Source organism: Pseudomonas sp. SC3(2021), assembly GCF_019856535.1.
Classification (GTDB): domain Bacteria; phylum Pseudomonadota; class Gammaproteobacteria; order Pseudomonadales; family Pseudomonadaceae; genus Aquipseudomonas; species Aquipseudomonas monsensis.
Map to the genome: position 1 here is coordinate 2,431,807 of NZ_CP082236.1, position 26,346 is coordinate 2,458,152.

The window sequence follows — 26,346 nt, forward strand, 5'->3', positions numbered from 1 at the left end:
AAGTGCCCCCTCGACAAGGGCACAGGTGTTGAATCAGTGGCCGGTGACGATGCGCGAAGTGCTTTCGGCATAGGTCGGGCCGAGGCGATCCAGTCGACCGCTCCAGGCAGTCAGGGCCAACGCCACCAACACCACCAGACCACCGATCCACGCCGTGTGGATCAGGCCGATGTGTTCAACGATCAAGCCACCGCCCCACGCCCCGCCGGCAATCCCGAGATTGAACGCAGCAATGTTTAGCCCCGACGCCACATCCACGGCTTGCGGCGTGTGATGTTCAGCCTGACGCACCACATACACTTGCAGCCCCGGCACATTGCCGAACGCTACTGCGCCCCAGATCAATACCGTGGCCAGTGCCAGCCAGGGATTGGCGGCGGTGAAGGTCAGCACGAACAACACGGCCGCGAGCAGGGCGAAGATGATTTTCAGGGCGCTGATCGGCCCGCGTCTGTCCGCCAGCTTGCCGCCCCAGATATTCCCGACCGCTACCGACACGCCATACACCAGCAGCACCAGGCTCACCGTGCTGGCGCTGAAGCCCGAGATGTCCTGAAGGATCGGCGCGAGGAAAGTGAAGGCGATGAACGAGCCGCCGTAGCCGATCGCGGTCATGGCGTACACCAGCAACAGACGCGGTTGTTTGAGCACTTGCAGTTGTTGCAGCAGCGACGCCGGTTTGCTGTGGGCGATGTTGCTCGGCACGTAGATCAGGCTGCCGATAAAGGCAATCACGCCCAGCGCCGACACGGCGAGGAAGGTTTCACGCCAGCCGAAATGCTGGCCGATGAACGTACCCAGCGGCACGCCGGTGACCAATGCCACGGTGAGGCCGGTGAACATGATCGCAATTGCGCTGGCGGCTTTTTCCTTGGACACCAGGCTGGTGGCGATGGTCGAGCCGATGGAGAAGAACACGCCGTGGGCCAGACCGGTGACGATCCGCGCCAGCACCAGCGATTCATAACTTGGCGCCATCCACGCCAGCAGGTTGCCGAGGGTGAACAGCACCATCAGCGACAGCAGCAACAGTTTGCGCGGGACCTTGCCGGTGAGCGCGGTCAACACGGGCGCACCGATGGCCACGCCCAGTGCGTACAGGCTCACCAGCAAACCGGCGGAGGGAAGACTGACGCCGAGATCGGCGCCAATGGTAGGCAGCAGGCCAACGATGACGAACTCGGTCGTCCCGATGGCGAAAGCGCTGAGGGTCAGCGCGAGCAAGGCAATGGGCATCACGGCACTCCAGGGTGATTTGATTGGATGGAGCGCAGTGTCGGGGTTTGGCTTGTGCGGAAAAATACGGGTGCGGGCATTTGATATTTGCCGGCAGCGCAAATATCCCTGGATGGGTGTGAACGCTGTGGATAGGGGATTTATCCCCGTTCGACTGCGCAGCAGTCGTAAAACCTCACGACTCGGTCTGGCAGGAGATTGAAGATTCAGGTTTTGGGGCTGCTTCGCCGTCCAACGGGGATAAATCCCCTCGCCACAGGGGAATGCGGGATTTGACAATGAGGATTCAGGCAAAAACCGAACTTGTCCGCCATTCACCGATCAGTTCCTTACAGGTTCAGCCATCGGGAGAGCGGAGTTTTGATCAAGTTCAGGATCGCCATTTTGCTGGGAGCACTGCTGTTTCTTGGCGCCAGCGAACTCGAAGCCGCCGTGCTGCCGGGCGTTCCGGCCACCGCTGAGGAACCGGCCAAAGCCGAACCGATTGTGCAGGGCGGTCTGCTCGGGGCGATCAGTTCCAGCATCGACGATGTGCAGGACAAACTCGATCTCAATGAACATCTGGTCGATGCCTGGCGCCTGCGTGCCGATCGGGCAGCGGATGAAGTCGACAGACTGGTCAACCACCCTTCGAATCGCTCGGGCTGGAGTGTCGCCGGCGATTTCCTGATGTTGTCCGGTGTCTGGCTCGGCGCGTTTGCCCTGCTGACCGTGCTTGGCAGTCTGTTGGCCAAACGCCTGCGCGAAGGCCGCTGGTTACGCACGCGCCAGCGCAGTCAGGATCTGCTCGGTTATCTGCTGCCGTACACGCTGCCGGCGCTGATCTGCCTGCCTTTGACCCTGTACGTCAGCCATTTTCTGCAAGCCTCGGTCGGGCGTGCACTGGCGTTGTGTCTGGCCTACGCCACCAGCAGCGGTATTTTTTCCACCTCGATGCTGTTGTGCGTCGTGGTGATGTTCAACGTCGGCCATAAGCGCCCGGCGGCGCGGATCATCCGCAATTACTGTCCGCCCCCGCTGTTCCTGATCGGTTTCCTCGCGGCCCTCAGCGACGCCTTGACCAGCCCGCAAATCGCCCGGCAACTGGGTGGCAACATCACCAGCAGCGTCGCGGTGTTCACCGGGCTGATCGCTTCGATCATCTTTGGCCTGCTAGTGATTCGTCTGCGCCGGCCAGTGGCGCACCTGATCCGCAACCGACCGCTGGCGCAACGCCTGAAACAACCGTCGTTGCAGGAGTCGCTGCGGATTTTCTCGGGGTTGTGGTATTGGCCAATTGTGCTGATGGTGCTGGTGTCGGCGATTAATCTGATCGGCATCGGTGAGGACAACCAGAAAGCCCTGCGCTGCGCGTTGCTCACCACCGTGCTGCTGATCGGCACGGTGTTCCTCAGCACGATTCTGCAGCACCTGTTCAAGTCACCAAAGGCCGAAGCCATCCAGCGCCGCAGCGCCTACAAGGAGCGTTTTCTCAGCCTGCTGCACGCGTTGCTGCGGATCGTCATCGCCATCGCGTTCATTGATATTCTCGGGCGGATCTGGGGCGTGTCACTGCTCGATTTCGCCCAGAGCAGCACGGTCGGCCGGGCCATCAGCAACGCCTTGAGCAGCATCGGTTTGATTTTCCTGGTGACATGGCTGTTGTGGGTGGTGCTCGACACGGCGATTCAGGAAGCCCTGAAACCCCCGCTTAACAAGCGCGGGGCGCGCCAGCCCAGCACCCGGGTAAAAACCATCCTGCCGCTGCTGCGCAACGCGATCAAAATCATCCTGGTGGTGATCTGCGCGATCACCACGATGGCCAATCTGGGGATCAATGTGGCGCCATTGCTGGCCGGTGCCGGGGTGGTCGGTCTGGCCATCGGTTTCGGTTCGCAGCAACTGGTGCAGGACGTGATCACCGGGCTGTTCATCATCATCGAAGACACCCTGTCGATCGGTGACTGGGTGGTGCTCGATTCCGGGCATGCCGGCACGGTCGAAGGCCTGACCATCCGCACCCTGCGCCTGCGTGACGGCAAAGGCTTTGTGCACTCGGTGCCGTTCGGCCAGATCAAGGCTGTGACCAATCAGTCGCGGCAGTTTGCCTTTGCGTTTTTCTCGGTGCAATTCACTTACGACACGGACGTGGACAAGGCGATCGAGCTGATCCGCGAGACCGGCGATTCGATCCGCGAAGACCCATTCCTCAAGTACAACCTGCAAGGCCCGCTGGATGTGTTTGGCGTGGACAAGATGGATTTGAACGGCGTGGTGCTGACAGCGCAGTTCCGTACCGTGTCGGGTGGGCAATATGCAGTGAGCCGAGCATTCAACCAGCGTTTGAAGAAGCTTGTGGATAACAGCCCGGTGGTGCATTTCGCGCAGACTTATCCACAGCAGATTTTGTTGCCCAAAAGGCAGGAGGAGGGGGCGCTGGTGGCGACTGAGTTGCCGCAGGAATCGCGGACTTGATGCAAGATTTTGTGGGGCTGTGCCGGCCCTTTCGCGAGCCCAAACACCCTCAATGCCGGATCAACTTGCCGCGCACCTGTTCCATGGCGATCTGATCCAGCTCCAGCCAAAATTGCTGCTTACCGGCAATCTCCGCCGCCACCGGCAAACCATCCCGATAGATCAACCGATTACTCGCCAGCGCCGGCACTTTCACCCCCGGCAACAACGTCCCGGTCAGGTTCAGCGGATCCACCCCGCACACCGCGATCAAACTGCCGTCATGCGGCCGCCGTCGTACTTCGCGCAACAGCGCAATCGCCTCGGGCAGGGCAAACTGCTCTCCCGCCAGACCGCTGACAAACCGTCCACCACGAATCTCGCCACGGGCTTCCAGGCGATGGAAGGTGCGCAGTAATTCCCGCCAGTTCGGCAACCAGTCCGCTTCGCGTTCCAGCAGCCGCCAGAACACCACGCCGTAGCGGCGCAGCAGGGTCATGGCGACGTGTTCCAGGGTCTCGTTGTTATCCACAGCCTGCCCGCGCCGCAGCAATGCCCAGCGCCCGGCATCATCCATGCCGCCGACGAACGCGCCGCGTCCACGTCGACTGCTGCGCTGCTGGCGCTTGCTCGCCGGGGTGATCAGCGCGCGCAGGCCGGCGAAGCTGTCGGCGTTCACCAGGCCAGCGCCAACCAGTTCCTGCAGGGCCGTTTCCAGTTCGGTGCGCAGCAGGTGCGCTTCATGAATCAGCTCATCGAAAAACAGCGCGCCGTGCTGACTCAGGGCTTCAAAAACCTTTTGGGTTTTCGCTGACAGTTCGCTGGCCGGCGTCTGCTCGGCCAGTGCGCTCCACAGTCCGGCCTGACTGCGTGGCAGCAATACGATCGGCGTGCTGCGCAATGCCGTGCCACTGGTTTTTTGCCGGGCGCTGAGGCGCGTCCACACCAGCTTGCCGTTGCGACACAGATCATCCAGCCATGTCGGCGAGTAGTCCTTGAGGCGCGCCGGGAGGATGTCGCTGTCCCAGGCCGAAGCCGCCGCCGGATACCCCTCGAGCTGGCCGACGATTGTCGGCAACACTGCGCTGCCCTGACCGCGCGTGGCGGGCGAGAGGTGCTGCCAGTCGAACAGGAAACGCATGAAATCCTGCAACGCCACGGGCTCGATTTCCCGGCGCAGGCGCTTGACCGTATAGCGATGGATCCGCGCCAGCAGATGCCGCTCGCACCATTCCTCGTGCGTCAGTCCCGGGGTGAACTGGCCGCGCAGCACGTACCCTTCGCGTTCCAGTCGAGCGAGGGCTAGCTGGACCTGAGGGGCGGGCAGCGCAAGCGGTTCGGCGATGGCGGGCAACGGCAGCGGGCCGAACGCGCCGAGCCGTGCGCGGATCACTTCGACCAGTGCTTCGTCGAAGGTCCAGGCGTTATCGAAGCCGGGCAAGTCCACCACGCGGGTCAGTAGCGTGGCCTGTGGATAAAGCGCTTGCAGGCACGTCAGGCGTTCGCGTGCCAGCCACAGCGAATGCTCTTGAACGATCTGCAAGTGGCAGGCACGACCGCTCGCGGCCAGTGCATTGAGCCATTCCCGCCAGCCCGGATTGGCCTGCGCCTCTGCATCGCTGAGGCACGCCAGACTCATCAACGCTTCGTGCATTTCATCCACAGAATTCGGCGTCGGCCAAGCTTCTTCGCGCACCGCGACGATGGCGTCGGCATCCAGTGCACCAAGATCATCGGTCGATTGCGGATCGCTCCAGCGTCGGTTGATCACCGCTTGGGTGCGGCGTTCTTCCAGCGGCGCATCGTCGAGAAAGGTGTAGGGGCGGGCGCTGAGAATTTCCGCCGCCAATGGCGAGGGTGCCGGCAGATCGCGACTGATCAGACGCACGTCGCCCTGCTCCATGCGTCGCAACAGGGTCAGCCAGCCCTCGCTGTCCATCGCCTCATGCAGGCAGTCGTCGAGGGTCTGCTCGACCAGCGGATGCTCGGGAATCTCCCGCTCACCCGCGAGGTTCTCAAGGCAGGCAATCTGGTCGGGAAATACACTGGCGATCAGGTCTTCACTCTTCATTCGCTGCAATTGCGGCGCGACCTTGCGTCCGCCGGTAAAACGCGGCAACGCCAGCGCCACCCCGGCATTCCAGCGCCAGCGCACGCCGAACAGCGGCGCATCCAGCACCGCTTGAATCAGCAGGTGCTCGGCACTGTTGCTGTGCAGGTAGCGCCAGACGTCATCGAGCTCAAAGCTGTGGCTGGTGGACAGCGACAATACGATCGCGTCTTCACTGGCCGCTGCCTGCAGTTCGAAGTTGAAGGTGCGGCAGAAACGCTTGCGCAGGGCCAGGCCCCAGGCGCGGTTGATGCGGCTGCCGAACGGCGAATGGATAATCAGTTGGGTGCCGCCGGACTCGTCGAAAAACCGTTCCATCAGCAGCGTGTCCTGCGAGGGCAGGGCGCCGAGGGTGTGGCGGGCGCGGGCCAGATAGTCCACCAGTTGTTCGGCGCTGGCGGCGTTCAGTCCTAACGTTTGTGTCAGCCAGTCGAGGGCCGGTTGCAGATCGCCGGGGCGGGCCCCGAGCAAGTCGTCGAGGGTCGCTTGCAGGCGCGCCACCGCCGCAGACAACTCATCGCTGCGCCCCGGCGCTTCGCCAAGCCAGAACGGAATGCTCGGCGGCTGACCGTGGGCATCTTCGACGCGCACCTTGCCGGTTTCCACACGCAAGATGCGGTACGAGGTGTTGCCGAGCTGGAACACATCACCGGCGATGCTTTCCACGGCGAAGTCTTCATTGACGCTGCCGATACTCAGGCCTTGCGGCTCCAGCAGTACGCTGTAATCGGCGTTGTCGGGGATGGTGCCGCCGCTGGTCACGGCGGTCAGGCGCGCCCCGCGTCGTCCGCGCAAAGTGCGGCTGACGGCGTCGCGGTGCAGGTAAGCGCTGCGGATGCCCTGACGACCGTTGTAGCCTTCGGCGAGCATCGTCAGCAGGGCCTGATAGTGTTTTTCGTCGACATGGCGATACGGCGAGGCCTTGCGGAACATCGCCAGCAGGGCGTCCTCCGGCCATTCCTGGCAACTGACTTCGGCGATGATCTGCTGGGCCAGCACGTCCAGCGGCGCTTCGGGGATGTGCAGCGTGTCGAGTTCACCGCGCCGCACGCAGTCGAGCAGGGCGGCGCATTCGATCAGGTCGTCGCGGGTGGTGGCGAACAAGCGACCTTTGGGCGTGCCGCCGACCTGGTGCCCGGAACGACCGACCCGTTGCAAAAAACCGGCAATCGAACGCGGCGAGGCGATCTGACAGACCAGATCGACCTCGCCGATATCAATGCCCAGTTCCAGCGACGCGGTAGCAATCAGCACTTGCAGTTCGCCGCGCTTAAGCCGCTGTTCGGCGTCGAGGCGGAACTCCTTGGCCAGGCTGCCGTGGTGCGCCGCCACGGCCTGTTTGCCGAGGCGTTCGCTGAGATGCCGGCTCAAGCGTTCGGCCAGGCGCCGGGTGTTGACGAAAATCAGTGTGGTGCGGTGTTCGCGGGCGAGTTCGGCGAGGCGATCGTAGACCAGTTCCCAGACATCGTTGGCCATCACCGCCGACAACGGCACCGGCGGCACTTCGATGTCCAGGTCCCGCGGACGGGCGTGGCCGATGTCGATAATCTCGCAGGAGCGCTCATGGCCGACCAGAAATTGCGCCACGGCCTCGACCGGTTTCTGCGTGGCGGACAGGCCGATGCGGGTCAATGGTTCGGCGCACAGCGCCTGCAGGCGTTCAAGGCTCAGGGACAGATGGCTGCCGCGCTTGCCGGCGGCCATGGCGTGGATCTCATCGACAATCACCGTGCGTGTGGTGCCGAGCATTTTGCGCCCGGACTCGGAGCCGAGCAGCACGTACAGCGATTCCGGGGTGGTCACCAGAATGTGCGGCGCGTGCTTGCGCATGGCGGCGCGTTCTTTTTGCGGGGTGTCACCGGTGCGCACGGCGGTGGTGATTTCCAGCTCCGGCAGGCCCAGTTGGCGCAATTGCCCGGTAATCCCGGCCAATGGATTTTGCAGGTTGATGCGGATGTCGTTGGACAGCGCTTTTAATGGCGAGACATACACCACCAGGGTTTCGTCGGGCAGGCCGTCGGGGTTTTCCAGGCCACGATGGACGAGGTCGTCGAGCACGGCGAGGAACGCGGTGAGGGTCTTGCCGGAGCCGGTGGGCGCGGCGATCAGGGTCGACCGGCGCTGACGGATCAACGGCCAAGCGCGGGCCTGGGCGGCGGTGACCGTCGGGAAAGTCTTGCTGAACCAGGCGCTGACGGCGGGGTGAAAGCCTGCCAGGGCCACGTCCTTGGGGATGGGCAGATTCATGCTTAAGTTATGCGGGCGGCGACTGCAAGATGCAAGTACCGCCGGGATCTGCGCGGATCTTCAGGGCCTCAGGGATCGCGGCGCACACCCAGACTGTGGGAGCTGGCTGGCCGGCGATGAGGCCAGTGGCCATGGCACAAATCCCGGTGATCTGCACTTTACGGATGACGGTTGCGCACTAAACCCGCAAAATGCAACGATTCCGGCAATTATCGACGACGGTTCCACAAGTCCCGTCGCTAAAGCCATCGTTCCAATCAGACTGGGCCTGCTGACTCTATGCGAATGCGCCTTATGTTACTGGGCGGCGGAAATGCCCTTGGGCAGGCGCTGATTCGCCTCGGTGCGGAGGAAGACATCGGTTTCCTCGCCCCCCGCCCGCCAGAAGACGGCTGGGATGCCGCGAGCCTGACACAACTGCTCGACGACACCCGTCCCGATGCATTGATCAATCTCGCCTACTATTTCGACTGGTTCCAGGCCGAAACCGTCAGCGAAAGCCGTATGGCCGGGCAGGAACGCGCCATCGAGCGGCTGGCCGAACTGTGCCAGCACCACAACATCATCCTTGTGCAGCCGTCCAGTTATCGGGTGTTCGACGGTTCGCGCGCCACCGCATACAGCGAAAAGGATGAACCGGTGCCGCTGGGGCTGCGCGGTCAGGCCTTGTGGCGGATCGAACAAAGTGTGCGCGCCACGTGCCCGCAACACGTTTTGCTACGATTTGGCTGGTTGCTCGATGACAGCCCCGACGGCACTCTCGGGCGCTTCCTTGCTCGCGCCGAACAGCCGGAAGAACTGTTGCTGGCCGACGATCGTCGGGGTAATCCGACACCGGTGGATGACGCTGCGCGGGTGATCATTTCCGTGCTCAAGCAACTCGATTGCGCGGCGCCGCTGTGGGGGACTTATCACTACGCCGGTCATGAAGCGACCACACCGCTGGCGCTGGGCCAGGCAATTCTGACCGAAGCACGCAGCCTGCATGCCCTGGCCATCGAAGCGCCGACCGCCCAGGCCCACGCCGCGCGTCCGGATGCCGCCGAGGAGCCGCAACACGCGGTGCTCGCCTGCAAAAAAATTCTGCACACCTTCGGGATCAAGCCGCGCGCCTGGCGCGCCGCGCTCCCGGCCTTACTGGATAGGTTTTACCGTCATGGCTGAAGGGACTGTTTTAATCACGGGTGGAGCCGGGTTCATCGGCTCGCACCTGACCGACGCCTTGCTCGCCCACGGGTATTCGGTACGAGTGCTCGACGACCTGTCGACCGGCAAGCGCAGCAACCTGCCGCTGGATAACCCCAGGGTTGAACTGATTGTCGGCGACGTGGCCGATGCGGCGCTGGTCGCCCGGGCGATGCAAGGTTGCAGTGCCGTTGCCCACCTGGCGGCCGTGGCCTCGGTGCAGGCATCGGTGGATGATCCGGTGAAGACGCATCAGAGCAACTTCATCGGCACCATGAACGTTTGCGAAGCCATGCGCCTGGCCGGGGTCAAACGCGTGCTGTACGCCTCCAGTGCGGCGGTATACGGCAACAACGGCGAGGGCGAGTCGATCAATGAAGACACGCCCAAAGCCCCGCTGACGCCGTACGCCTCCGACAAACTGGCGGGCGAACATTATTTCGATTTCTATCGTCGCCAGCATGGTCTGGAGCCGGTGGTGTTCCGCTTCTTCAACATCTTCGGCCCGCGTCAGGACCCGTCCTCACCGTACTCCGGGGTCATCAGCATTTTCAGCGAACGTGCGCAGAAAGGCCTGCCCATCACCGTGTTTGGCGATGGCGAGCAGACGCGCGATTTTCTTTATGTCGAAGACCTGGTCGATCTGCTGGTACAGGCGATCGAAAAGCCTGAAGTGGCAGTCGGTGCGGTCAACGTCGGCTGGAATCAGTCGATGAGCCTCAAGCAGATGCTTGACGCCCTGCAGGCGGTGGTTGGGGAGCTGCCGCCGATCAGCTACGGCCCGGCGCGCTCCGGTGATATCCGCCACTCGCGAGCGAATAATGCTCGCTTGCTGGAGCGCTTCAAGATGCCGCAGCAGACGCCGATGAGCGTGGGGTTGGCACGGTTGCTTGGTCGCTCCTGAAAAGCGCCCCTCACCCTAACCCTCTCCCTCGGGAGAGGGGACTGACCGATGCAGTCTTTCGAGTTACGCCGACGCGGGATACCGAGTCGAGCGCAGGTTTGAAGAACATACCAATCGGCGCCCTCTCCCTCGGGAGAGGGCTGGGGTGAGGGGGAGATCCAGCTCACGCCAGAGGTTTCCAGCGGACATGAAAAAGGCGCCCTTTGACAGGCGCCTTTTTCACGGCCGGAATAATCTCGCTATCCCTGTGGCAAGGGGATGTTGTCCCCCGATCAACTGCGTGCGGTCGCCGTCAGTTCAATGCCTGCTCACCACCAAGCCTCATTCACCACCACGTGAACGTTCGATAACTCAACTTAGAACTTATAGCCCAAACCCACCATGTAGATGAATGGATCGACATCCACGTTCACCCGTGCGCGTGTGCCCGGCGCCACCGCGTTGTTCTCGACGGTGGCACGGGTGTCGATGTCGATGTAACGCACTTGGGCGTTGACCATGATGTTGTCGGTCAGCATGTAATCGGCGCCGACCTGCCAGGCCAGACCCCAGGAGTTTTTCGCCTTGAAGTTGCTGAAACCATTGGCGCTGGCTTCGCTGCCGACGTGCTCGTCATAGATCCAGGTGTAGTTGATGCCGCCGCCGACATAGGGCTGGAACGGCGACTTCGAATCCAGCGGGTAGTAGACAACGCTGAGGGTCGGCGGCAAGTGTTTCAGGGTGCCGAGTTTGCCGTTGGCCGCAGGCAATGCAGTGCCTTTGAGCTTCACGTCATGTTCAAACGGAGTGGCCGCCAGCAACTCGAGACCGACGTGGTCGGTGAGCATGTAGGCGAAGTTCAGGCCCAGTTGGGTGTCGCTGCTCATGGTCGCCTTGCCGCCCAGATTGGTGCCGCTCAACGGACCCTGATCGACCTTGACGTTGGAGCTGTCGGCCTTCGGGTTGACGGTGATCGCACCGGCGCGGATGAGGATGTCGCCGGCTTCGTGGGCGTGGGCGAGCGGGGCTGCGAGCGCGAGGGCAAACAGCGAGGCGCTGAGCAAGGACTTGTTCATGGGAGCTCCAAAAGGACGTTAAAAATGTCTGATGTCCTATGGTATGAAGCCAACTGATACGGTCTTTTGACTCAGCTCAATGAAACAGTGAAGGGGCGGGTTTTTGCGGAACCTTTGAAGGCTCATTCGCGAGCAAGCTCGCTCCCACACTGATCGAGTCGACCACAAAATTTATGGTCACCATCGAAACCTGTGGGAGCGAGCTTGCTCGCGAAGGGGTCATTGCAACAGCACAAAACTACCGGGAATTACTCCGGCAGCTCATACACATAAATCTTGTCGGCATCCATCTGATACCCGGCATCCGCCAGTTCACTGCTCGAGGCCTTGACCTGCAACGGTCCCTCGACCCAATACGGCTGATACAGCTCATCGAGCTTCACGCCCAACTCGCTTTTCACATGCACAATCTGGTTCGACGGCGGTGGCGGCACATGGATGCACGCTCCGAAATACGGCACCAGCAAAAAGTCCGTGGTGCGTCCCTCTTCATTGACTTCCAGTGGCACGATGTAACCCGGCAAACGAATGTTCTGCCCGTCGAGTGCCTGCACCACCGGCGCATTCGGCATGTCCTGCTTCGCTGCTGGCGCCGACTCGGCGGACAGCGCATCACTCATCTTGGACAGGTCGTGCAGAGGCGTCATGTTCGGCACTTCCGGCGCGGCGTCCGGCGGAATCATCTCCGACCAGGTCAGGTCTTTCGGCGCCGCTGCCCACACGGGCAGGGCAACCAGCAACAGCAGCGCAAGCACGGCGCGGGGCATGGTGAACATCCTCATAAACGGATCGACAGGCCATCAGCCAGGGATTGGCGATAGGCGCGCCAGGCAGGCACGCTGCCCATCAGCAGCGCAGCCGCCAGAATGCCACCGAGCAGGGTCCATTCATACTCGCTCGGCCACGCCAGCGGCAGATACAGTCCGTAATTGGCCTGCACATAACCCTGTGCCGCAGCGATGCCGATGTATAGCAGCGCGAGTCCGGCGATTACCCCGGTCAGCGCCAGGGCGAAGGCTTCCAGCACCAGCAGGCTTGCGATGTGCCACGGTCGTGCACCGACCGAGCGCAGAATCGCCATCTCCCGGCGACGTTCGTTGAGGCTGGTGAGAATCGCCGTGAGCATGCCGATCAACCCGGTCAGCACGACGAACAACGAGACCACGAACAGCGCTTTTTCAGCGGTGCTCATCAGGCTCCACAACTCCTGCAAGGCCACGCCCGGGAGGATCGCCAGCATCGGCTCGCCACGGTATTCGTTGATCTCGCGTTGCAGGGCGAAGGTGGAAATCTTGCTGTTGAGGCCGAGCATGAACGCAGTGATCGCCTGTGGCGTCAGGTCCATGTTGCGCGCCTGATCCGCCGTGATGCGCCCGTCGCCGCGCGCCGGCACACCGTTGTGCCAGTCGATGTGAATCGCCTCCATACCGCCGAGGCTGATGTGCAGTGTGCGATCGACCGGGGTACCGGTGCGCTTGAGAATGCCGACCACGGTGAATGGTTTGTCGTCGTGCTTGACCAGGCTGATTGCCGCCACGCCGTGGGCCAGCACCAGTTTGTCGCCGAGCTTGTAATGCAACGCTTCGGCGACTTCGGCACCGAGCACCACTTCAAAGGGATCAGTCGCAAATGCACGACCGTCGGCCAGGGCCAGGTGTTGCTGGCGGCCGTACTGGTAATGCTCGAAATACGCTTCGGTGGTGCCCATCACCCGATAACCGCGATGCGAGTCGCCGAGGGACATCGGGATCGCCCATTTCACTTTCGGGTTGCTGGCGAAGTGTTCGAAGCTGTCCCAGCGGATGTTGTTGGTCGCGTTGCCGATGCGGAACACCGAGTACAGCAGCAGGTTCACCGAGCCGGAGCGGGCGCCGACGATCAGATCGGTGCCGCTGATGGTGCTGGCGAAACTCGCTTTGGCTTCGGTGCGCACGCGCTCGACGGCGAGCAGCAGGCACACCGACAGGGCAATGGCGAACGCGGTGAGCAGGGCGGTGAAGCGGCGGTTGGCCAGGCTGGCCATGGCCAGACGAAACAGATACATCTCAGACCTCGGCAGACGTGGCGGCGCGATTGAGCTCGGCCAGGGACAGGTGACGGTCGAACAGCGGCGCCAGGCTCTGGTCGTGGCTGACGAACAACAGACTCGAGCCGGCCTCGCGGCATTCGGCGAACAACAGACGAATGAAGTTTTCCCGGGCGTCGTAATCCAGTGCCGAGGTCGGTTCATCGGCGATCACCAGTTCCGGTTGACCGATCAAGGCGCGGGCCGCAGCGACCCGTTGCTGTTGGCCGATCGACAGCGAGTCGGCGCGGCGGCCGAGGATGCTTTCGTCTTTCAGACCCAGGTGCGCGAGCAATGTGGCAGCGGCTTGATCGACACTGCCGTGACGTTGCTTCGCCCGCTGTGCACGCAGCTTGGAGAAGTGGCAGGGCAGTTCGACGTTCTCGCGCACCGAGAGAAACGGCAGCAGGTTGAACTGCTGGAAGATGTAGCCGGTGTGGTCGACGCGAAACGTATCGCGGGCGCCGGCGGAGAGCTCGGTCAGCTCCTGGCCGAGCAGACGGATGCTGCCGCGACCGGGCTTTTGCACACCACCGAGCAGGCCGAGCAGGGTGGTCTTGCCGCTGCCGCTGGGGCCTTTGAGGAACAGGGTTTCACCGGCTTCCAGACGAAACGCCGGAATGTCCAGCAATGGCGGGTGACCGGGCCAGTTGAAGCCCAGGTCGGACAGTTCGATAAGTGCTTGGGTCATGGCACCAGTTTCATGAGGTGAACGCATAACCCCTGTGGGAGCGAGCTTGCTCGCGAAAGCGGTAGATCAGTCAATCCAGAGGCGCCTGACGAATCGCATTCGCGAGCAAGCTCGCTCCCACAAGGGTGTTTCGGTGAGGCTTAGAATTTCAGGGCGGCAGCCTTGGCGGTCACTTCCGTGCCCTGCTGGCCGCTGGCGCTGATCAGTTGTACCTGAATTTTCTGGGTGGCCGGGAAGGTATTGAAAATGTTCGCCAGGTCCAGGGTCTTCAGTGCCCCCGGCGTGGCGCAGCTGAACTGATAGTGCGCGTGGATTTCGCTGTGGTCGTGGTGATGTTCATGCCCGTCCTTGTCCGCTTCATCGTCGTCGTGATCGTCGGCATCCGGCTTGTCGCCGAACAGCGGGCTTTCCAGTTCCTGACTGACGACTTTGCAACCGGCAGCGGCGGGCAGGTTGAACAGAGCCAGCGGGTTTTCCAGTTTCGTGCGAGCGGCAGCGACTTTGGCCTTGTCGGCGTCGCTGGTGGCGGCGTGTTCGAAACCGACCAGGTTCATCGCCGGGCTTTCCAGTTCCAGCTCCAGAGTCTGGCCGTCGAGTGCGGCATTCAGACGGCCGACGCCATGTTCATGCGCACCGAGGCTGCCGTGTTCATGATCGTGGTCATGCTCATCAGCCGCGTGGGCGATGGCCAGCGGCAACAGGGCAAACGGCAAAGCGAGCAGCAGACGACGCATGGCGGTCTCCAGGAAGTAAAGTGAAGAGTTTGTTATGTAATCTTATAACGAAAGTCCGCAGAGTTTGCCCGTGCGCTTGGCGTTGCACAAGTCCCGTGGGAGCATGCAGCTCAGAAATGTGCGGGAGCGAACTCAATGGTGCGGATACGCGGAACCGTCGGCGAGGTGCCGGTGGACTTGACGGTGGAACTGGATGACAGCGATTGGGCGCGGCTCGGATCAGCCCTGAATGTGCCGGCGCCGGCTCAGCCGGAAATGGCGGCAGCGCCAGCAGCGAAACCGCTGAACCAGGACGAGGCGCTGTGGCAGGTGGCGAAAGATTTGTTGCGCAAGGCCGGGCAACTCAGCGGTCCGGATTTGCTTGATCAACTGGAAGGGCTGACCGGTAGCGCAGCGGCGGGCAAGCGCTTGCTGGTGCGCCTGCGCCATAGTTCGCAGGTGAAAGTGGTCAGTGGCGGGGATACGCCGCTCTACAGCTGGATAGAGTAGACCGCAAAGGATCGCAGCCTGCGGCAGCTCCTGCAGGGTGAATGCCAATCCCATGCAGGAGCTGTCGCAGGCTGCGGTCTTTTGATCTCAATAAAGCGCCGCAAACACCTTGCGACGGTACGCAGTCACCAGCGGGTGATCGTTGCCCAGCAACTCGAACACCTGCAGCAACGTCTTGTGCGGCAACCCTTCGCCATAGCTGCGGTTGCGGATAAACAACTTCAGCAAGGCCTCCAGCGCTGCCTCATATTGCTGGCGCGCCAGTTGCTGGATCGCCAGTTGATACACCGCTTCGTCGTCTTGCGGGTTCTGTGCCAGGCGCGCCTTGAGGTCGGCAGCGTCCGGTAGATCGCGAGCCAGCCCAAGAAACTTGATCTGCGCCTTGGCCCCGGCCAGCGCCGCCTTGTGCTCGTCACTCTTGACGGCGTCGAGCACGGTTTGCGCTTCGTCCAGCTCGCCGCGTTCGGTCAGGCAGCGCGCGTAGAGAATCAGCGCCTTGGCGTTAGTGTTGTCTTCAGTGAGCAGGACCACCAGCGCCGCTTCGGCATCGGCATAACGCCCGTCATCGAACAACGCCTGAGCCTGTTCGAACGGATCGGCGGCGGCCGGCGGCGGCATCTGCACGTGCGGTTCGAGCAGGGCGCGCACGGCGGATTCCGGCTGCGCGCCGGCAAAACCGTCCACCGGTTGACCGTCCTTGAACAGCACCACGGTCGGCAGGCTGCGAATACCGAAACGGGCAACGATGTCCTGTTCGATGTCGCAGTTGACCTTGGCCAGCAGCAGTTCGCCCTGATAGCTCTCGGCGATGCCTTGCAGCATCGGCATCAATGCCTTGCACGGCGCACACCACTCGGCCCAGAAATCCACCAGTACCGGTTTATTGAAGGAAGCTTCGATCACCGACTGGTCGAAATCGGCAGTCGTGGCGTCGAAGATGTACGGCGTTTGCTGACTCATGGGGGATCTCGTAAAAACGTGAATGGGGCAACTATACGGCTTGGCGGGGTGTGGCCGGAAGCGGTCAGCCTTTGAGAGGTGTGTTGTCTGACAGGACGCTTTCGCGAGCAGGGGATTTATGAACTGTGGGAGCGAGCCTGCTCGCGAAGCTTTTAGCTAACGTCGCGCATGGTAGAGGCTGACATGTCTGAATTCTTCCGGTTCCGCCAGGTCCGGCAACGTCATCGCCTCTAGCATTTCAATCCGCTCATACAACGGATGCCGAAAATCCCGAACCCGCGAATCCGCCACCAACGCTTCCCGACCACGACTTAAAAACGCATTGAGCAGCGGCAGATTCGCCCGGTCGTACAACACGTCCGCCACCAGAATCAGATCAAACCGATCGGCCTCGGCAAAGAAATCTGTCGAATAGCTCATCTCGACATTATTCAGCGCGGCATTCGCCCGGCACGCGGAAATCGCCAGCGGATCGAGATCGCAGGCCACCACTTCCAGCGCACCGGCCTTGACCGCCGCGATCCCGGCAATCCCGGAACCGGCGCCGAAATCCAGCACGCGCTTGCCGCGCACCCACTGTGGAAACTCCGCCAGATAACGCGCCACTGCCAGACCGCTGGCCCAGCAGAACCCCCAATAGGGTGGCTCGTGCAGAATTCGCTGGATTTCTTCCTGACTGAATTCGCGATCCATGTTGTCGCCGTCGATCAGCCACAACTGCAAGTCGGTGTCCGGCAACGCACAGACCTTGAGTCTGGCGTCGCCGAGCAATCCACCTAACGCCTGTTGCAGGTCAAGCGGTGCATTCATGGTGCTTTGACAAATTGCAGCTGGCCCAACGCTTGGGTGGTCGGCTGGGTAATGGTCTGCGACGGCAGATGCAGGATCAATTGGCCGGACTGGCTGGCGCGGCCACGCAGTTCAACCCGCGCACCGGCGGGGAAGGCGTCCGGGTTGAAGCGCAGGCGGAACGGCAGGATCTGGTTGTTGCCGATCAGGCTGGAACTGGCGAGCAGTTGTTGCGGGCGATCCTTTGCATCGATCACCAGCAGCGCCAGCTCGACTTCGGCACCGGCCGGAACACCCTGAAGGGTGCCGCTCAGTTCCCGTTGATAGGCCGGCAGCGGGCCAAGTTCGGCAGCCTCTTTGGCTTTTTTCTGCGCTTGCTGCGGCGCCGGGCCGGGCGTTGGCGGCTGAGGCTTGGGTGCATCGCTGCCACAGGCCACCAGCAGGCTGAAAAGACTGAGCAAAACGAGCGGACGTAACGGCATTGGATGCTCCAGCAAAATGAAATCCATGGATCAAACGATCATGCCGTTCTGTATACCGCAAAGCCTATGGCTTGTCTTGCCACCGGGATGCGCTACCATGGCCCTCCCTTTTTTTGTTGCCAGCCACCATGCACTGTCCCTTCTGCGGTGCCAACGACACCAAGGTCATCGACTCCCGTCTGGTCGCCGAGGGCGAACAGGTGCGCCGCCGGCGTGAATGCCTGGCCTGCGGCGAACGTTTCACAACGTTCGAGACGGCCGAACTGGTGTTGCCGCGCCTGATCAAAACCGACGGCAGCCGCCAACCGTTCGACGAAGAAAAGCTGCGCGCCGGCATGCAACGCGCCCTGGAGAAACGTCCGGTGAGCGTCGAGCGCCTCGAATCTTCTCTGGTCCACATCAAGCACAAGCTGCGCGCCACCGGTGAGCGCGAGGTCAAATCCCTCGTGGTCGGCGAACTGGTGATGGCCGAACTGCAAAAACTCGATGAAGTCGCCTACATCCGTTTCGCTTCGGTGTACCGGCGCTTTCAGGACCTCAACGAGTTCCGCGAAGAAATCGACCGCCTCGCCCGCGAACCGGTGAAAGAATGACCCGCGCCGCCGAGCAGGCCATCCTCGACGCGCACTTCATGGCTCGCGCGCTGGAACTGGCGCGCAAGGGCCACTACACCACCCATCCCAATCCACGGGTTGGCTGCGTGATCGTGCGTGACGGGCAAATTGTCGGCGAAGGCTTCCACGAGCGCGCCGGCGAACCCCATGCCGAAGTCCACGCCCTGCGCGCCGCCGGTGAACTGGCCCGCGGCGCGACCGCTTACGTCACCCTTGAACCGTGCAGCCATCATGGCCGCACGCCGCCGTGCGCCGACGCATTGGTGAATGCCGGGGTGGGCCGGGTGGTCGCAGCGATGCGTGATCCGAACCCGCAAGTTGCCGGGCGTGGCTTACAGCGTCTGGCCGATGCCGGCATTGCCACTGAAAGCGGTGTGCTGGAAGCCGAGGCGCGCCAGCTCAATCAAGGTTTCCTGAAACGCATGGAACACGGCTTGCCGTTCGTGCGGGTCAAGCTGGCGATGAGTCTGGACGGTCGCACGGCGATGGACAGCGGCGAGAGCCAATGGATCACCGGCCCGGCCGCCCGTTCGGCGGTGCAGCGTCTGCGCGCTCAGGCCAGCGTGGTGCTGACCGGCGCCGACACCGTACTGGCTGACGGCGCTCGCCTGACCGTGCGCGCCGACGAGTTGGGCCTGGATGCCGGGCAAACCGCGTTGGCCATGAGCCGTCCGCCACTGCGGGTGCTGATCGACGGGCGCCTGCGGGTGCCGCTCGATGCGCCGTTCTTCAAGGCCGGTCCGGCGCTGGTCGCCACGTGTATGGCGGTGGAAGAGCAGCACGCCAACGGCCCGGAATGCCTGATCGTGCCGGGTGATGACGGTCAGGTCGATCTGCATCAACTGCTCATCGAACTGGCGAATCGTGGCGTCAACGAGGTGCTGGTCGAGGCCGGCCCGCGTCTGGCGGGGGCGTTTGCCCAGCTCGGTCTGGTCGACGAATTCGTGATCTTCATCGCCGGCAAGTTCCTCGGCTCCACGGCGCGTCCGCTACTGGACTGGCCGCTGGCCTATATGAAGGACGCTCCCGAACTGAAAATCACCGAGATTCGCGCGGTTGGCGATGACTGGCGAGTCACTGCGACGCCGGTCCGTTCGGCGAGCGTATAATTCCCGGCCATCGCCTTAGCGCTGGCTTCGTTCTCAAGGAGAACCCCATGTTTACCGGCATCATCGAATCCATCGGCAGTATCCGTGCACTGACCCCCAAGGGCGGTGATGTACGGGTGCACGTCGAAACCGGCAAGCTCGACCTGAGTGACGTCAAACTCGGCGACAGCATCGCGGTCAACGGCGTGTGCCTGACTGCCGTTGAACTGCCGGGCAACGGCTTTGCCGCCGACGTCAGCCGTGAAACGCTGGACTGCACGGCCATGAACGACCTGAAAAGCGGCAGCCCGGTCAATCTGGAAAAAGCCCTGACCCCGACCACCCGTCTCGGTGGGCATCTGGTCAGCGGTCACGTCGACGGTGTCGGCGAAGTGGTTTCGCGCAGCGACAATGCCCGCGCCGTGGAATTTCGTATCCGTGCGCCGAAGGAACTGGCCAAGTACATCGCCCATAAAGGCTCGATCACCGTCGACGGCACCAGCCTGACCGTGAACGCGGTCGATGGCGCCGAATTTCTGCTGACGATCATTCCGCACACCCTGAGCGAAACCATCATGGCGTCCTACAAGCCAGGTCGCCGGGTGAACCTGGAAGTCGACTTGCTGGCGCGTTATCTGGAGCGCCTGTTGCTGGGTGACAAGGCCGCTGAGCCTGCATCGGGTGGCACGATCACTGAAAGCTTTCTGGCCGCCAACGGCTATCTCAAATCCTGACTGAAGGGGGTGCCTTGTGGCGCTCAATAGCATCGAAGAACTGGTTGAAGACATCCGCCAAGGCAAGATGGTCATCCTCATGGATGACGAAGACCGCGAGAACGAAGGCGACCTGATCATGGCTGCCGAGTGCTGCAAGGCCGAGCACATCAACTTCATGGCCAAGCACGCCCGTGGCCTGATCTGCATGCCGATGAGCCGCGAGCGCTGCGAACTGTTGAAGCTGCCGCTGATGGCGCCGCGCAACGGTTCCGGGTTCGGCACCAAGTTCACCGTGTCGATCGAAGCCGCCGAAGGCGTCACCACCGGTATCTCCGCCGCCGACCGTGCACGCACCGTGCAAGCGGCTGCCGCCAAGGACGCCAAGGCCGAAGACATCGTCAGCCCGGGCCACATCTTCCCGCTGATGGCTCAGGCCGGTGGCACCCTGGCCCGCGCCGGCCACACCGAAGCAGCGTGCGACCTGGCACGCATGGCCGGTTTCGAGCCGAGCGGCGTGATCTGTGAAGTGATGAATGACGACGGCACCATGTCCCGTCGTGCCGAGCTGGAAGCGTTCGCCGCCGAACACAACATCAAGATCGGCACCATCGCCGACCTGATTCACTACCGGATGATCCACGAACGTACCGTTCAGCGGATTGCCGAGCAGCCACTGGACAGCGAACTGGGCCAATTCAACCTGGTGACCTATCGTGATTCGGTGGAAGGCGACGTGCACATGGCCCTCACCCTGGGCAATGTCTGCGCCGAAGAGCCGACCCTGGTTCGCGTGCACAACATGGATCCGCTGCGTGACCTGCTGATGGTCAAGCAACCGGGCCGCTGGAGCCTGCGCGCCGCGATGGCTGCGGTTGCCGAGGCCGGCAGCGGTGTCGTGTTGTTGCTTGGTCACCCGCTCGATGGCGACGTGCTGCTGGCACATATCCGTGAAACCGGTGAGCAGGCAGCGCCGAAAAAACCGACCACTTACAGCATCGTCGGTGCCGGTTCGCAGATCCTGCGTGACCTCGGTGTGCGCAAAATGCGCCTGATGTCTGCGCCAATGAAATTTAATGCGATATCCGGTTTCGATCTGGAAGTTGTAGAATACGTGCCCTCCGAATAATGACCGGTTGTTTCCGGTCTCCGATTCGCGGCAAATAAATCACTGAGGGACGCGTAGCAGACGCGTCCCGGCTCTTTAAGAGAACTGACGAATGACCCTGAAGACCATCGAAGGTACCTTCATCGCCCCTAAAGGCCGCTACGCTCTGGTAGTGGGCCGTTTCAACAGCTTCGTCGTTGAAAGCCTGGTCAGCGGTGCAGTTGATGCCCTGGTTCGCCATGGCGTGAGCGAAAGCGACATCACCATCATCCGCGCACCTGGCGCCTTCGAAATCCCGCTGGTTGCGCAGAAAGTCGCCCAGAAAGGTGAGTTCGCAGCCATCATCGCCCTTGGCGCGGTCATTCGTGGCGGCACCCCGCACTTCGAATACGTGGCAGGCGAGTGCACCAAGGGCCTGGCCCAGGTGTCCATGGAGTTCGGCGTTCCGGTCGCGTTCGGCGTCCTGACCGTGGATTCCATCGAGCAAGCCATCGAACGTTCCGGCACCAAAGCCGGTAACAAAGGTGCCGAAGCTGCCCTGTCCGCACTGGAAATGGTCAGCCTGCTGGCGCAGTTGGAGGCCAAGTGATTAGCGACGAAAGCGATCGTTTCAACCCGCGCGATCCGAAACCTGCGGATGCCGGCAAGCCCTCGAAAAGCGTCAAGCGTCGCGAAGCCCGTCAGCTCGCGACCCAGGCGCTGTACCAGTGGCACATGGCCAAGCAATCGCTGAACGAGATCGAAGCGCAGTTTCGCGTTGATAACGATTTCACCGATGTCGACGGTGCTTACTTCCGCGAAATCCTCCACGGGGTTCCGCAGTTCAAGACCGAAATCGACAACGCCCTGACGCCGTGCCTGGATCTGGCGATCGAAGAGCTGGACCCGGTTGAACTGGCCGTTCTGCGCCTGTCCACCTGGGAACTGCTCAAGCGCGTCGATGTGCCGTATCGCGTGGTGATCAACGAAGGTATCGAGCTGGCGAAAGTCTTCGGTTCGACCGACGGCCACAAGTTCGTCAACGGCGTGCTCGACAAGCTGGCCCCGCGCCTGCGTGAAGCTGAAGTGAAGGCGTTCAAGCGCTAACCCGCGCTTGAACTCTTTGTCTCAGCCATGGGCGAGTTTGAGCTGATCCGCAATTTCTTCGCCGCCGCGCCTTGTGCGCAGGGCGGCGAGGGCGTTGCACTGGGGATCGGCGACGACTGCGCCTTGCTGGCGGTTCCCCCGGGGGAACAGCTGGCGATTTCTACCGATACGCTGGTGGCCGGTGTGCATTTCGCCGACCCCTGCGATCCGTTTCTGCTCGGTCAGCGCTCGCTGGCCGTTGCGGTCAGTGATCTGGCCGCCATGGGCGCCACGCCCGTTGCCTTTACCCTTGCCCTGACTGTACCGACGGTGACCGCCGATTGGCTGCAAGCCTATGCCGGCGGTTTGAACCGCATGGCGCAAGGCTGCGGCGTCGCGCTGGTGGGCGGCGATACCACGCGCGGGCCGTTGAGTCTGACGGTCACTGTGTTCGGGCGTGTTCCGGCCGGTCAGGCGTTGACCCGCAGCGGTGCGCAGCCGGGAGATCTGTTGTGTGTCGGCGGTGAGCTGGGCAATGCCGCCGGCGCCTTGCCGTTGGTGCTGGGCCAGCGTGAAGCCGAACCGCATATCGCCCAGCCGCTGCTCGATCACTACTGGTCGCCGCAGCCGCAACTCGCCCTCGGACAGGCCCTGCGCGGCAAGGCCCGTTCAGCACTGGACATCTCCGATGGCTTGCTCGCCGACTGTGGCCACATTGCCCTGGCCTCGAAGGTGCGGCTCGAGATTGAACGCGAGCGCGTACCGTTGTCGGATGCTCTAGTGGCATTTCTCGGCCAGCGCGGCGCCGAGCGTGCGGCGTTGAGTGGTGGCGATGATTATGTGCTGGCCTTCACCCTGCCGTCCGTCGAGTTGCCGGCGCTGCTGGCCGACGGCTGGCCGATCCATGTGATCGGTCGCGTCAGTGAAGGGCAGGGCGTGGCGTTGCTGGATCGCGAAGGACACGACATCACCCCGCAAATCCGGGGCTATCAACATTTTCAGGAGACACCGTGACAGATCACCCGAAGCAGGTTCCGGCCGAATTCGTGCCGCCATCGGTCTGGCGCAATCCCTGGCATTTCCTCGCGTTCGGCTTCGGTTCGGGCACTTTGCCGAAAGCACCGGGCACGTGGGGCTCGTTAGTTGCGCTACCCTTTATCCCGTTGTGGCAGATGTTGCCCGATTGGGGTTACTGGCTGATGCTCGGGATCACCATGCTGTTCGGCTTCTGGCTGTGCGGCAAGGTCGCCGACGATCTGCGGGTACACGATCACGAAGGTATCGTCTGGGACGAGATGGTCGGGATGTGGATCACCCTGTGGCTGGTGCCGGAAGGCTGGTACTGGTTGCTGGCCGGTTTCCTGATGTTCCGTTTCTTCGACATTCTCAAGCCGTGGCCGATTCGCTGGATCGACCGGCATGTCCACGGTGGCGTCGGGATCATGCTCGATGACGTGCTGGCCGGCGTGTTTGCCTGGCTGGCGATGCAAGGACTGGTATGGATTTTCGCCTGATCCGGAGAGTCCGGGTTCAGTGAGGAGACTAAGGATGGCGCGACGCTGGCTGGCGCTGGTTTTTCTGATCTTGCTGGGCACTGTCGCCAGTGCTCAGGAAGCCGCGCACGCGCCGTCGGTCATCCACCTGGCCAGCGAAGACTGGGAAGACTACACCGCCGCCGACGGTCATGGCCTGGGCTGGGACGTGCTGCGCAAGGTGTTTGAACCTGCCGGGGTGAAGCTCGACATTCGCAGCGAGCCCTACACCCGCTCGGTCGGTCTGGCAGAGCGCGGTGAAGTCGACGCGTGCGTCGGCTCCTATCATGACGAGACCAGCGACCTGCTGTACCCGCGCTGGAATTTTGATACCGACCACATCTATGCCCTGGGGCTTGCGAGCAACCCGCCGCCGACCCCCGAGACACTCGGCAGCTATCGACTGGCCTGGGTGCGTGGTTATGACTACCAGAAATACCTGCCCAATGTGCGCAACTACAATGAAGTCATCCGGCGTACCGGCATCCTGTCGATGCTCACCCACAACCGCGCCGACTACTACATCGACGCACTGACCGAAATCGATTACGTGCTCGGCCGGGCCAGGGATCCGGCGCAGTTTCGCAAGACCCACATCGCCGAGTTGCCGCTCTACCTGTGCTTCGCCGACACGCCGCAGGCGCGCACGTTGCTGGCACTGTTCGACAGGCGCATGGAGCAGTTGGTGAACAGTGGTGAGCTGAAACCGATTTTCGAGAAGTGGAAGCAGCCGTATCCGTTCGAGGCAAATTGAACGCGATTGACCGGCTGCTAAAGAGTTTTGTCGGAGCTGGCTTGCCAGCGATAGCGTTGGGTCAGTAACCACAATGGCGGCAGAGATTACGCCATCGCTGGCAAGCCAGCTCCCACAGGTAAAGAAATGTTGGGCACGGTGTTATCAAACTTTTTGATCGTTATGCCCGATAATTCAGCCTAAGCGTCTGCAGGAACCTGCTGTTACAATGCCCGCCTGCGAATTTTCAGACTCTTTAGATCAGGAGCACACCGGTGCCTGTCGTCTTTGTCGCCGCTTCCAAGCTGCCCACGCCTTTTGCGCAATTCACCATGCACGGTTTTCTCGATGAAAGCACCGGGCGCGAGCACGTCGTGCTGAGCCTGGGTGACATTGCCGACGGAGCCCCGGTACTCGGCCGTTTGCACTCCGAATGCCTGACCGGCGACGCCTTGTTCAGCCAGCGTTGCGACTGCGGCTCGCAACTGGAAGGCGCGCTCAAGGCCATCGCCCGTGAAGGTCGTGGCGTGTTGCTATACCTGCGTCAGGAAGGCCGTGGCATCGGGCTGCTGAACAAGATTCGCGCCTATGAATTGCAGGACGGCGGCGCCGACACCGTTGAAGCCAACGAGCGCCTGGGCTTTGCTGCCGACCAGCGCGACTACGCCATGTGCCTGCCGATGCTCGAGCATCTGGGCGTGAAGTCGCTGCGCCTGATGACCAACAACCCGCGCAAGGTCAAAGCCTTGACCGACATGGGCATCACCGTTGCCGAGCGCGTGCCGCTGCACACTGGGCACAATCCGCACAACAAACTGTACCTGGCAACCAAGGCCAGCAAACTCGACCACATGATGGGCAACGAGCATCAGGGCGAGGTCGATCGCGCGTGACGAGGGGGCAGGTACGACGCCGATTGGCGGTCGACTGGTGGAAATACCTGGCGCTGGCGTTGCTGCCGCTGTTCGTACTCAACCTGCTGTTCGGTCAGGGTGAGGGCCTTCTGCCGGTGTTGGCGATGCCGTTCTTTATCGCAGGCGTCGCTTCGATGTTTGTCAGCCTGAAGTTTTTTGGCCGCTACAAACATGCGCTGATCGCCACGCAAAAAGCCCTCGACACTGCCGAAGAGCCTGCTGCATGGATTGCCCTCGCGGCCCGCCGTCGTGCGGCGTTTCTTGTGGCCGCACTGCCGGCGTGGATCGGTGCACTGGCGGTGTTCGTCGGCCTCGAAGCGGTGCCGTTGATGCTGCTGGCATTGTCCACCGCCGTACTGTTCTACCTCTATCGCATCCCGCGTCAACTCGGCTGATGCGCCGTCTGTGGCTGGCGGTTCTGCTGCTGGCCTGCGCCGGCCCGGTGCTGGCGAACCTGCGGGTGGTCAGCCTCGCGCCTTCCCTGTCTGAAATCGTCGTTGAGCTGGATTCGGCTGATCTGCTGGTCGGTGTGCTCGATGCCGGCGAGCGTCCTGCGGCGCTCAAGGATGTCCCGTCAGTGGGCCGCTACGGTCAGCTCGACATGGAGCGGCTGCTCAGTTTGAAGCCCGATTTGCTGCTGTTGTGGCCCGGCAGTGTCGGCCCGGCGCAACGCGATCAGCTCAAACGCCTGAATATTCCGACTTATGTCGCCGAACCGCATACTCTTGAACAGCTGTCCGCGCAAATTGAAGCGATTGCCTCTCAACTGGGGCGACCTGAGCGAGGGGTGAAACTGGCGGCGCAGTTGCGCGCCAAACTCGAAGGTCTGCGCCAACACTATCGCCGGGACGCGCCGCTGAAGGTGTTCTACCAAGTCTGGGACAAGCCGCTGTACACCGTCGGTGGCGGGCAGATCATCAGCGATGCGTTTGAGGTGTGTGGCGCGCGCAACGTGTTCGCCGACCTGAGCCTGCCGGCGCCGCAGGTCAGTATCGAGGCGGTGTTGCAGCGCAATCCCGAGGTGATTCTGGCCGGCGATCAGGCCCAGCTTGATGCCTGGAAAGCCTGGTCGCAGGTGGATGCGGTGGCGCGTGGGCAGTTGCTGTTGGTCACGGATAAGGGGCTGGAACGCCCGAGCGGGCAGATGATCGAGGCGACCGCCAAGCTTTGCCATCTCCTTCAGCCACAACGCTGATTTT

General features: G+C 62.3%; 26 protein-coding genes. 16 read left to right on the forward strand and 10 right to left on the reverse strand.

Annotated features, from left to right (window positions below; all coding sequences use genetic code 11):
* Positions 1–33: 33 nt before the first annotated feature.
* Entirely contained in the window at positions 34–1,236 is a 1,203-nt protein-coding gene (locus K5Y35_RS10830; protein ID WP_222834205.1) for an MFS transporter, read from the reverse strand.
* A gap of 360 nt (positions 1,237–1,596) precedes the next feature.
* Here K5Y35_RS10830 and K5Y35_RS10835 point away from each other — a divergent pair, with 360 nt between their 5' ends.
* The gene (locus tag K5Y35_RS10835; protein ID WP_222834206.1) at positions 1,597–3,690 is read left to right on the forward strand and encodes a mechanosensitive ion channel family protein; all 2,094 of its coding nucleotides are present in this window, start codon (positions 1,597–1,599) and stop codon (positions 3,688–3,690) included.
* A 49-nt stretch (positions 3,691–3,739) separates the two neighbouring features.
* Here the strand turns inward: K5Y35_RS10835 and K5Y35_RS10840 are convergent, their stop codons facing one another.
* Positions 3,740–8,026 carry a DEAD/DEAH box helicase gene (locus K5Y35_RS10840; protein ID WP_222834207.1) on the reverse strand — a complete coding sequence of 1,429 codons (4,287 nt, stop codon included), beginning with the start codon at positions 8,024–8,026 and terminating at the stop codon, positions 3,740–3,742.
* Between the two features lie 279 nt (positions 8,027–8,305).
* On the opposite strand from K5Y35_RS10840, the gene K5Y35_RS10845 reads away from it, so the two are divergent.
* Both K5Y35_RS10845 and K5Y35_RS10850 read left to right on the forward strand, forming a co-directional pair.
* Positions 8,306–9,190 (forward strand): sugar nucleotide-binding protein, encoded by an 885-nt coding sequence (locus K5Y35_RS10845; RefSeq protein WP_123463735.1) that lies wholly within the window; start codon positions 8,306–8,308, stop codon positions 9,188–9,190.
* The gene (locus K5Y35_RS10850) at positions 9,183–10,115 is read left to right on the forward strand and encodes an NAD-dependent epimerase/dehydratase family protein (RefSeq protein WP_222834208.1); all 933 of its coding nucleotides are present in this window, start codon (positions 9,183–9,185) and stop codon (positions 10,113–10,115) included. Before K5Y35_RS10845 ends, K5Y35_RS10850 begins: the two co-directional genes overlap by 8 nt.
* Before the next feature lie 356 nt (positions 10,116–10,471).
* Here the strand turns inward: K5Y35_RS10850 and K5Y35_RS10855 are convergent, their stop codons facing one another.
* The 5 genes from K5Y35_RS10855 to K5Y35_RS10875 all read right to left on the reverse strand — a co-directional run bounded on the left by K5Y35_RS10855 (position 10,472) and on the right by K5Y35_RS10875 (position 14,660).
* Positions 10,472–11,170 carry an OmpW/AlkL family protein gene (locus tag K5Y35_RS10855; RefSeq protein WP_222834209.1) on the reverse strand — a complete coding sequence of 233 codons (699 nt, stop codon included), beginning with the start codon at positions 11,168–11,170 and terminating at the stop codon, positions 10,472–10,474.
* A gap of 248 nt (positions 11,171–11,418) precedes the next feature.
* Positions 11,419–11,937 carry a DUF3299 domain-containing protein gene (locus tag K5Y35_RS10860; protein WP_123464141.1) on the reverse strand — a complete coding sequence of 173 codons (519 nt, stop codon included), beginning with the start codon at positions 11,935–11,937 and terminating at the stop codon, positions 11,419–11,421.
* A gap of 11 nt (positions 11,938–11,948) precedes the next feature.
* A complete protein-coding gene (locus tag K5Y35_RS10865; protein ID WP_123463740.1) occupies positions 11,949–13,214 on the reverse strand; it encodes an ABC transporter permease in 1,266 nt (421 codons plus the stop codon).
* A 1-nt stretch (position 13,215) separates the two neighbouring features.
* Entirely contained in the window at positions 13,216–13,926 is a 711-nt protein-coding gene (locus K5Y35_RS10870; protein WP_123463742.1) for an ABC transporter ATP-binding protein, read from the reverse strand.
* Positions 13,927–14,066: 140 nt separating this feature from the next.
* Complete coding sequence (locus tag K5Y35_RS10875; protein ID WP_123463744.1) at positions 14,067–14,660, reverse strand: DUF2796 domain-containing protein; 594 nt, start codon at positions 14,658–14,660, stop codon at positions 14,067–14,069.
* A 135-nt stretch (positions 14,661–14,795) separates the two neighbouring features.
* On the opposite strand from K5Y35_RS10875, the gene K5Y35_RS10880 reads away from it, so the two are divergent.
* The gene (locus K5Y35_RS10880) at positions 14,796–15,149 is read left to right on the forward strand and encodes a hypothetical protein (protein WP_123463746.1); all 354 of its coding nucleotides are present in this window, start codon (positions 14,796–14,798) and stop codon (positions 15,147–15,149) included.
* Between the two features lie 87 nt (positions 15,150–15,236).
* On the opposite strand, the gene trxA is transcribed toward K5Y35_RS10880, so the two are convergent.
* From trxA to K5Y35_RS10895, 3 genes are all read right to left on the reverse strand, one after another.
* A complete protein-coding gene (trxA, locus tag K5Y35_RS10885; RefSeq protein WP_123463748.1) occupies positions 15,237–16,109 on the reverse strand; it encodes a thioredoxin in 873 nt (290 codons plus the stop codon).
* Between the two features lie 156 nt (positions 16,110–16,265).
* Positions 16,266–16,919 (reverse strand): class I SAM-dependent methyltransferase, encoded by a 654-nt coding sequence (locus K5Y35_RS10890; protein WP_222834210.1) that lies wholly within the window; start codon positions 16,917–16,919, stop codon positions 16,266–16,268.
* Entirely contained in the window at positions 16,916–17,380 is a 465-nt protein-coding gene (locus K5Y35_RS10895) for a YbaY family lipoprotein (protein WP_158956861.1), read from the reverse strand. Before K5Y35_RS10895 ends, K5Y35_RS10890 begins: the two co-directional genes overlap by 4 nt.
* Before the next feature lie 128 nt (positions 17,381–17,508).
* Between K5Y35_RS10895 and nrdR the strand changes: the two genes are divergently transcribed.
* The 12 genes from nrdR to K5Y35_RS10955 all read left to right on the forward strand — a co-directional run bounded on the left by nrdR (position 17,509) and on the right by K5Y35_RS10955 (position 26,342).
* Positions 17,509–17,973, forward strand: coding sequence for a transcriptional regulator NrdR (nrdR, locus tag K5Y35_RS10900; protein ID WP_003228656.1), 465 nt, complete (start codon positions 17,509–17,511; stop codon positions 17,971–17,973).
* Positions 17,970–19,103 carry a bifunctional diaminohydroxyphosphoribosylaminopyrimidine deaminase/5-amino-6-(5-phosphoribosylamino)uracil reductase RibD gene (gene ribD, locus K5Y35_RS10905; RefSeq protein WP_222834211.1) on the forward strand — a complete coding sequence of 378 codons (1,134 nt, stop codon included), beginning with the start codon at positions 17,970–17,972 and terminating at the stop codon, positions 19,101–19,103. Before nrdR ends, ribD begins: the two co-directional genes overlap by 4 nt.
* A gap of 47 nt (positions 19,104–19,150) precedes the next feature.
* Complete coding sequence (locus tag K5Y35_RS10910) at positions 19,151–19,816, forward strand: riboflavin synthase (protein ID WP_123463754.1); 666 nt, start codon at positions 19,151–19,153, stop codon at positions 19,814–19,816.
* A 16-nt stretch (positions 19,817–19,832) separates the two neighbouring features.
* A complete protein-coding gene (gene ribBA / locus K5Y35_RS10915) occupies positions 19,833–20,924 on the forward strand; it encodes a bifunctional 3,4-dihydroxy-2-butanone-4-phosphate synthase/GTP cyclohydrolase II (protein ID WP_123463756.1) in 1,092 nt (363 codons plus the stop codon).
* Positions 20,925–21,015: 91 nt separating this feature from the next.
* A complete protein-coding gene (ribE, locus tag K5Y35_RS10920) occupies positions 21,016–21,492 on the forward strand; it encodes a 6,7-dimethyl-8-ribityllumazine synthase (protein WP_003228649.1) in 477 nt (158 codons plus the stop codon).
* A complete protein-coding gene (nusB, locus tag K5Y35_RS10925) occupies positions 21,489–21,989 on the forward strand; it encodes a transcription antitermination factor NusB (protein WP_123448286.1) in 501 nt (166 codons plus the stop codon). Before ribE ends, nusB begins: the two co-directional genes overlap by 4 nt.
* Before the next feature lie 27 nt (positions 21,990–22,016).
* Positions 22,017–22,982 (forward strand): thiamine-phosphate kinase, encoded by a 966-nt coding sequence (gene thiL, locus K5Y35_RS10930; protein WP_222834212.1) that lies wholly within the window; start codon positions 22,017–22,019, stop codon positions 22,980–22,982.
* Positions 22,979–23,482: a phosphatidylglycerophosphatase A gene (locus tag K5Y35_RS10935; protein WP_003228639.1), complete on the forward strand. Its 504-nt coding sequence runs from the start codon at positions 22,979–22,981 to the stop codon at positions 23,480–23,482. Before thiL ends, K5Y35_RS10935 begins: the two co-directional genes overlap by 4 nt.
* Before the next feature lie 34 nt (positions 23,483–23,516).
* Positions 23,517–24,254, forward strand: coding sequence for a substrate-binding periplasmic protein (locus tag K5Y35_RS10940; protein ID WP_222834213.1), 738 nt, complete (start codon positions 23,517–23,519; stop codon positions 24,252–24,254).
* 254 nt (positions 24,255–24,508) lie between these two features.
* Entirely contained in the window at positions 24,509–25,126 is a 618-nt protein-coding gene (gene ribA, locus K5Y35_RS10945; RefSeq protein ID WP_123463762.1) for a GTP cyclohydrolase II, read from the forward strand.
* Positions 25,123–25,542, forward strand: coding sequence for an MFS transporter (locus K5Y35_RS10950; RefSeq protein WP_123463764.1), 420 nt, complete (start codon positions 25,123–25,125; stop codon positions 25,540–25,542). The genes ribA and K5Y35_RS10950 overlap by 4 nt, the downstream gene beginning before the upstream one ends.
* Positions 25,542–26,342: a cobalamin-binding protein gene (locus K5Y35_RS10955; protein ID WP_222834214.1), complete on the forward strand. Its 801-nt coding sequence runs from the start codon at positions 25,542–25,544 to the stop codon at positions 26,340–26,342. Before K5Y35_RS10950 ends, K5Y35_RS10955 begins: the two co-directional genes overlap by 1 nt.
* Positions 26,343–26,346 lie beyond the last annotated feature (4 nt).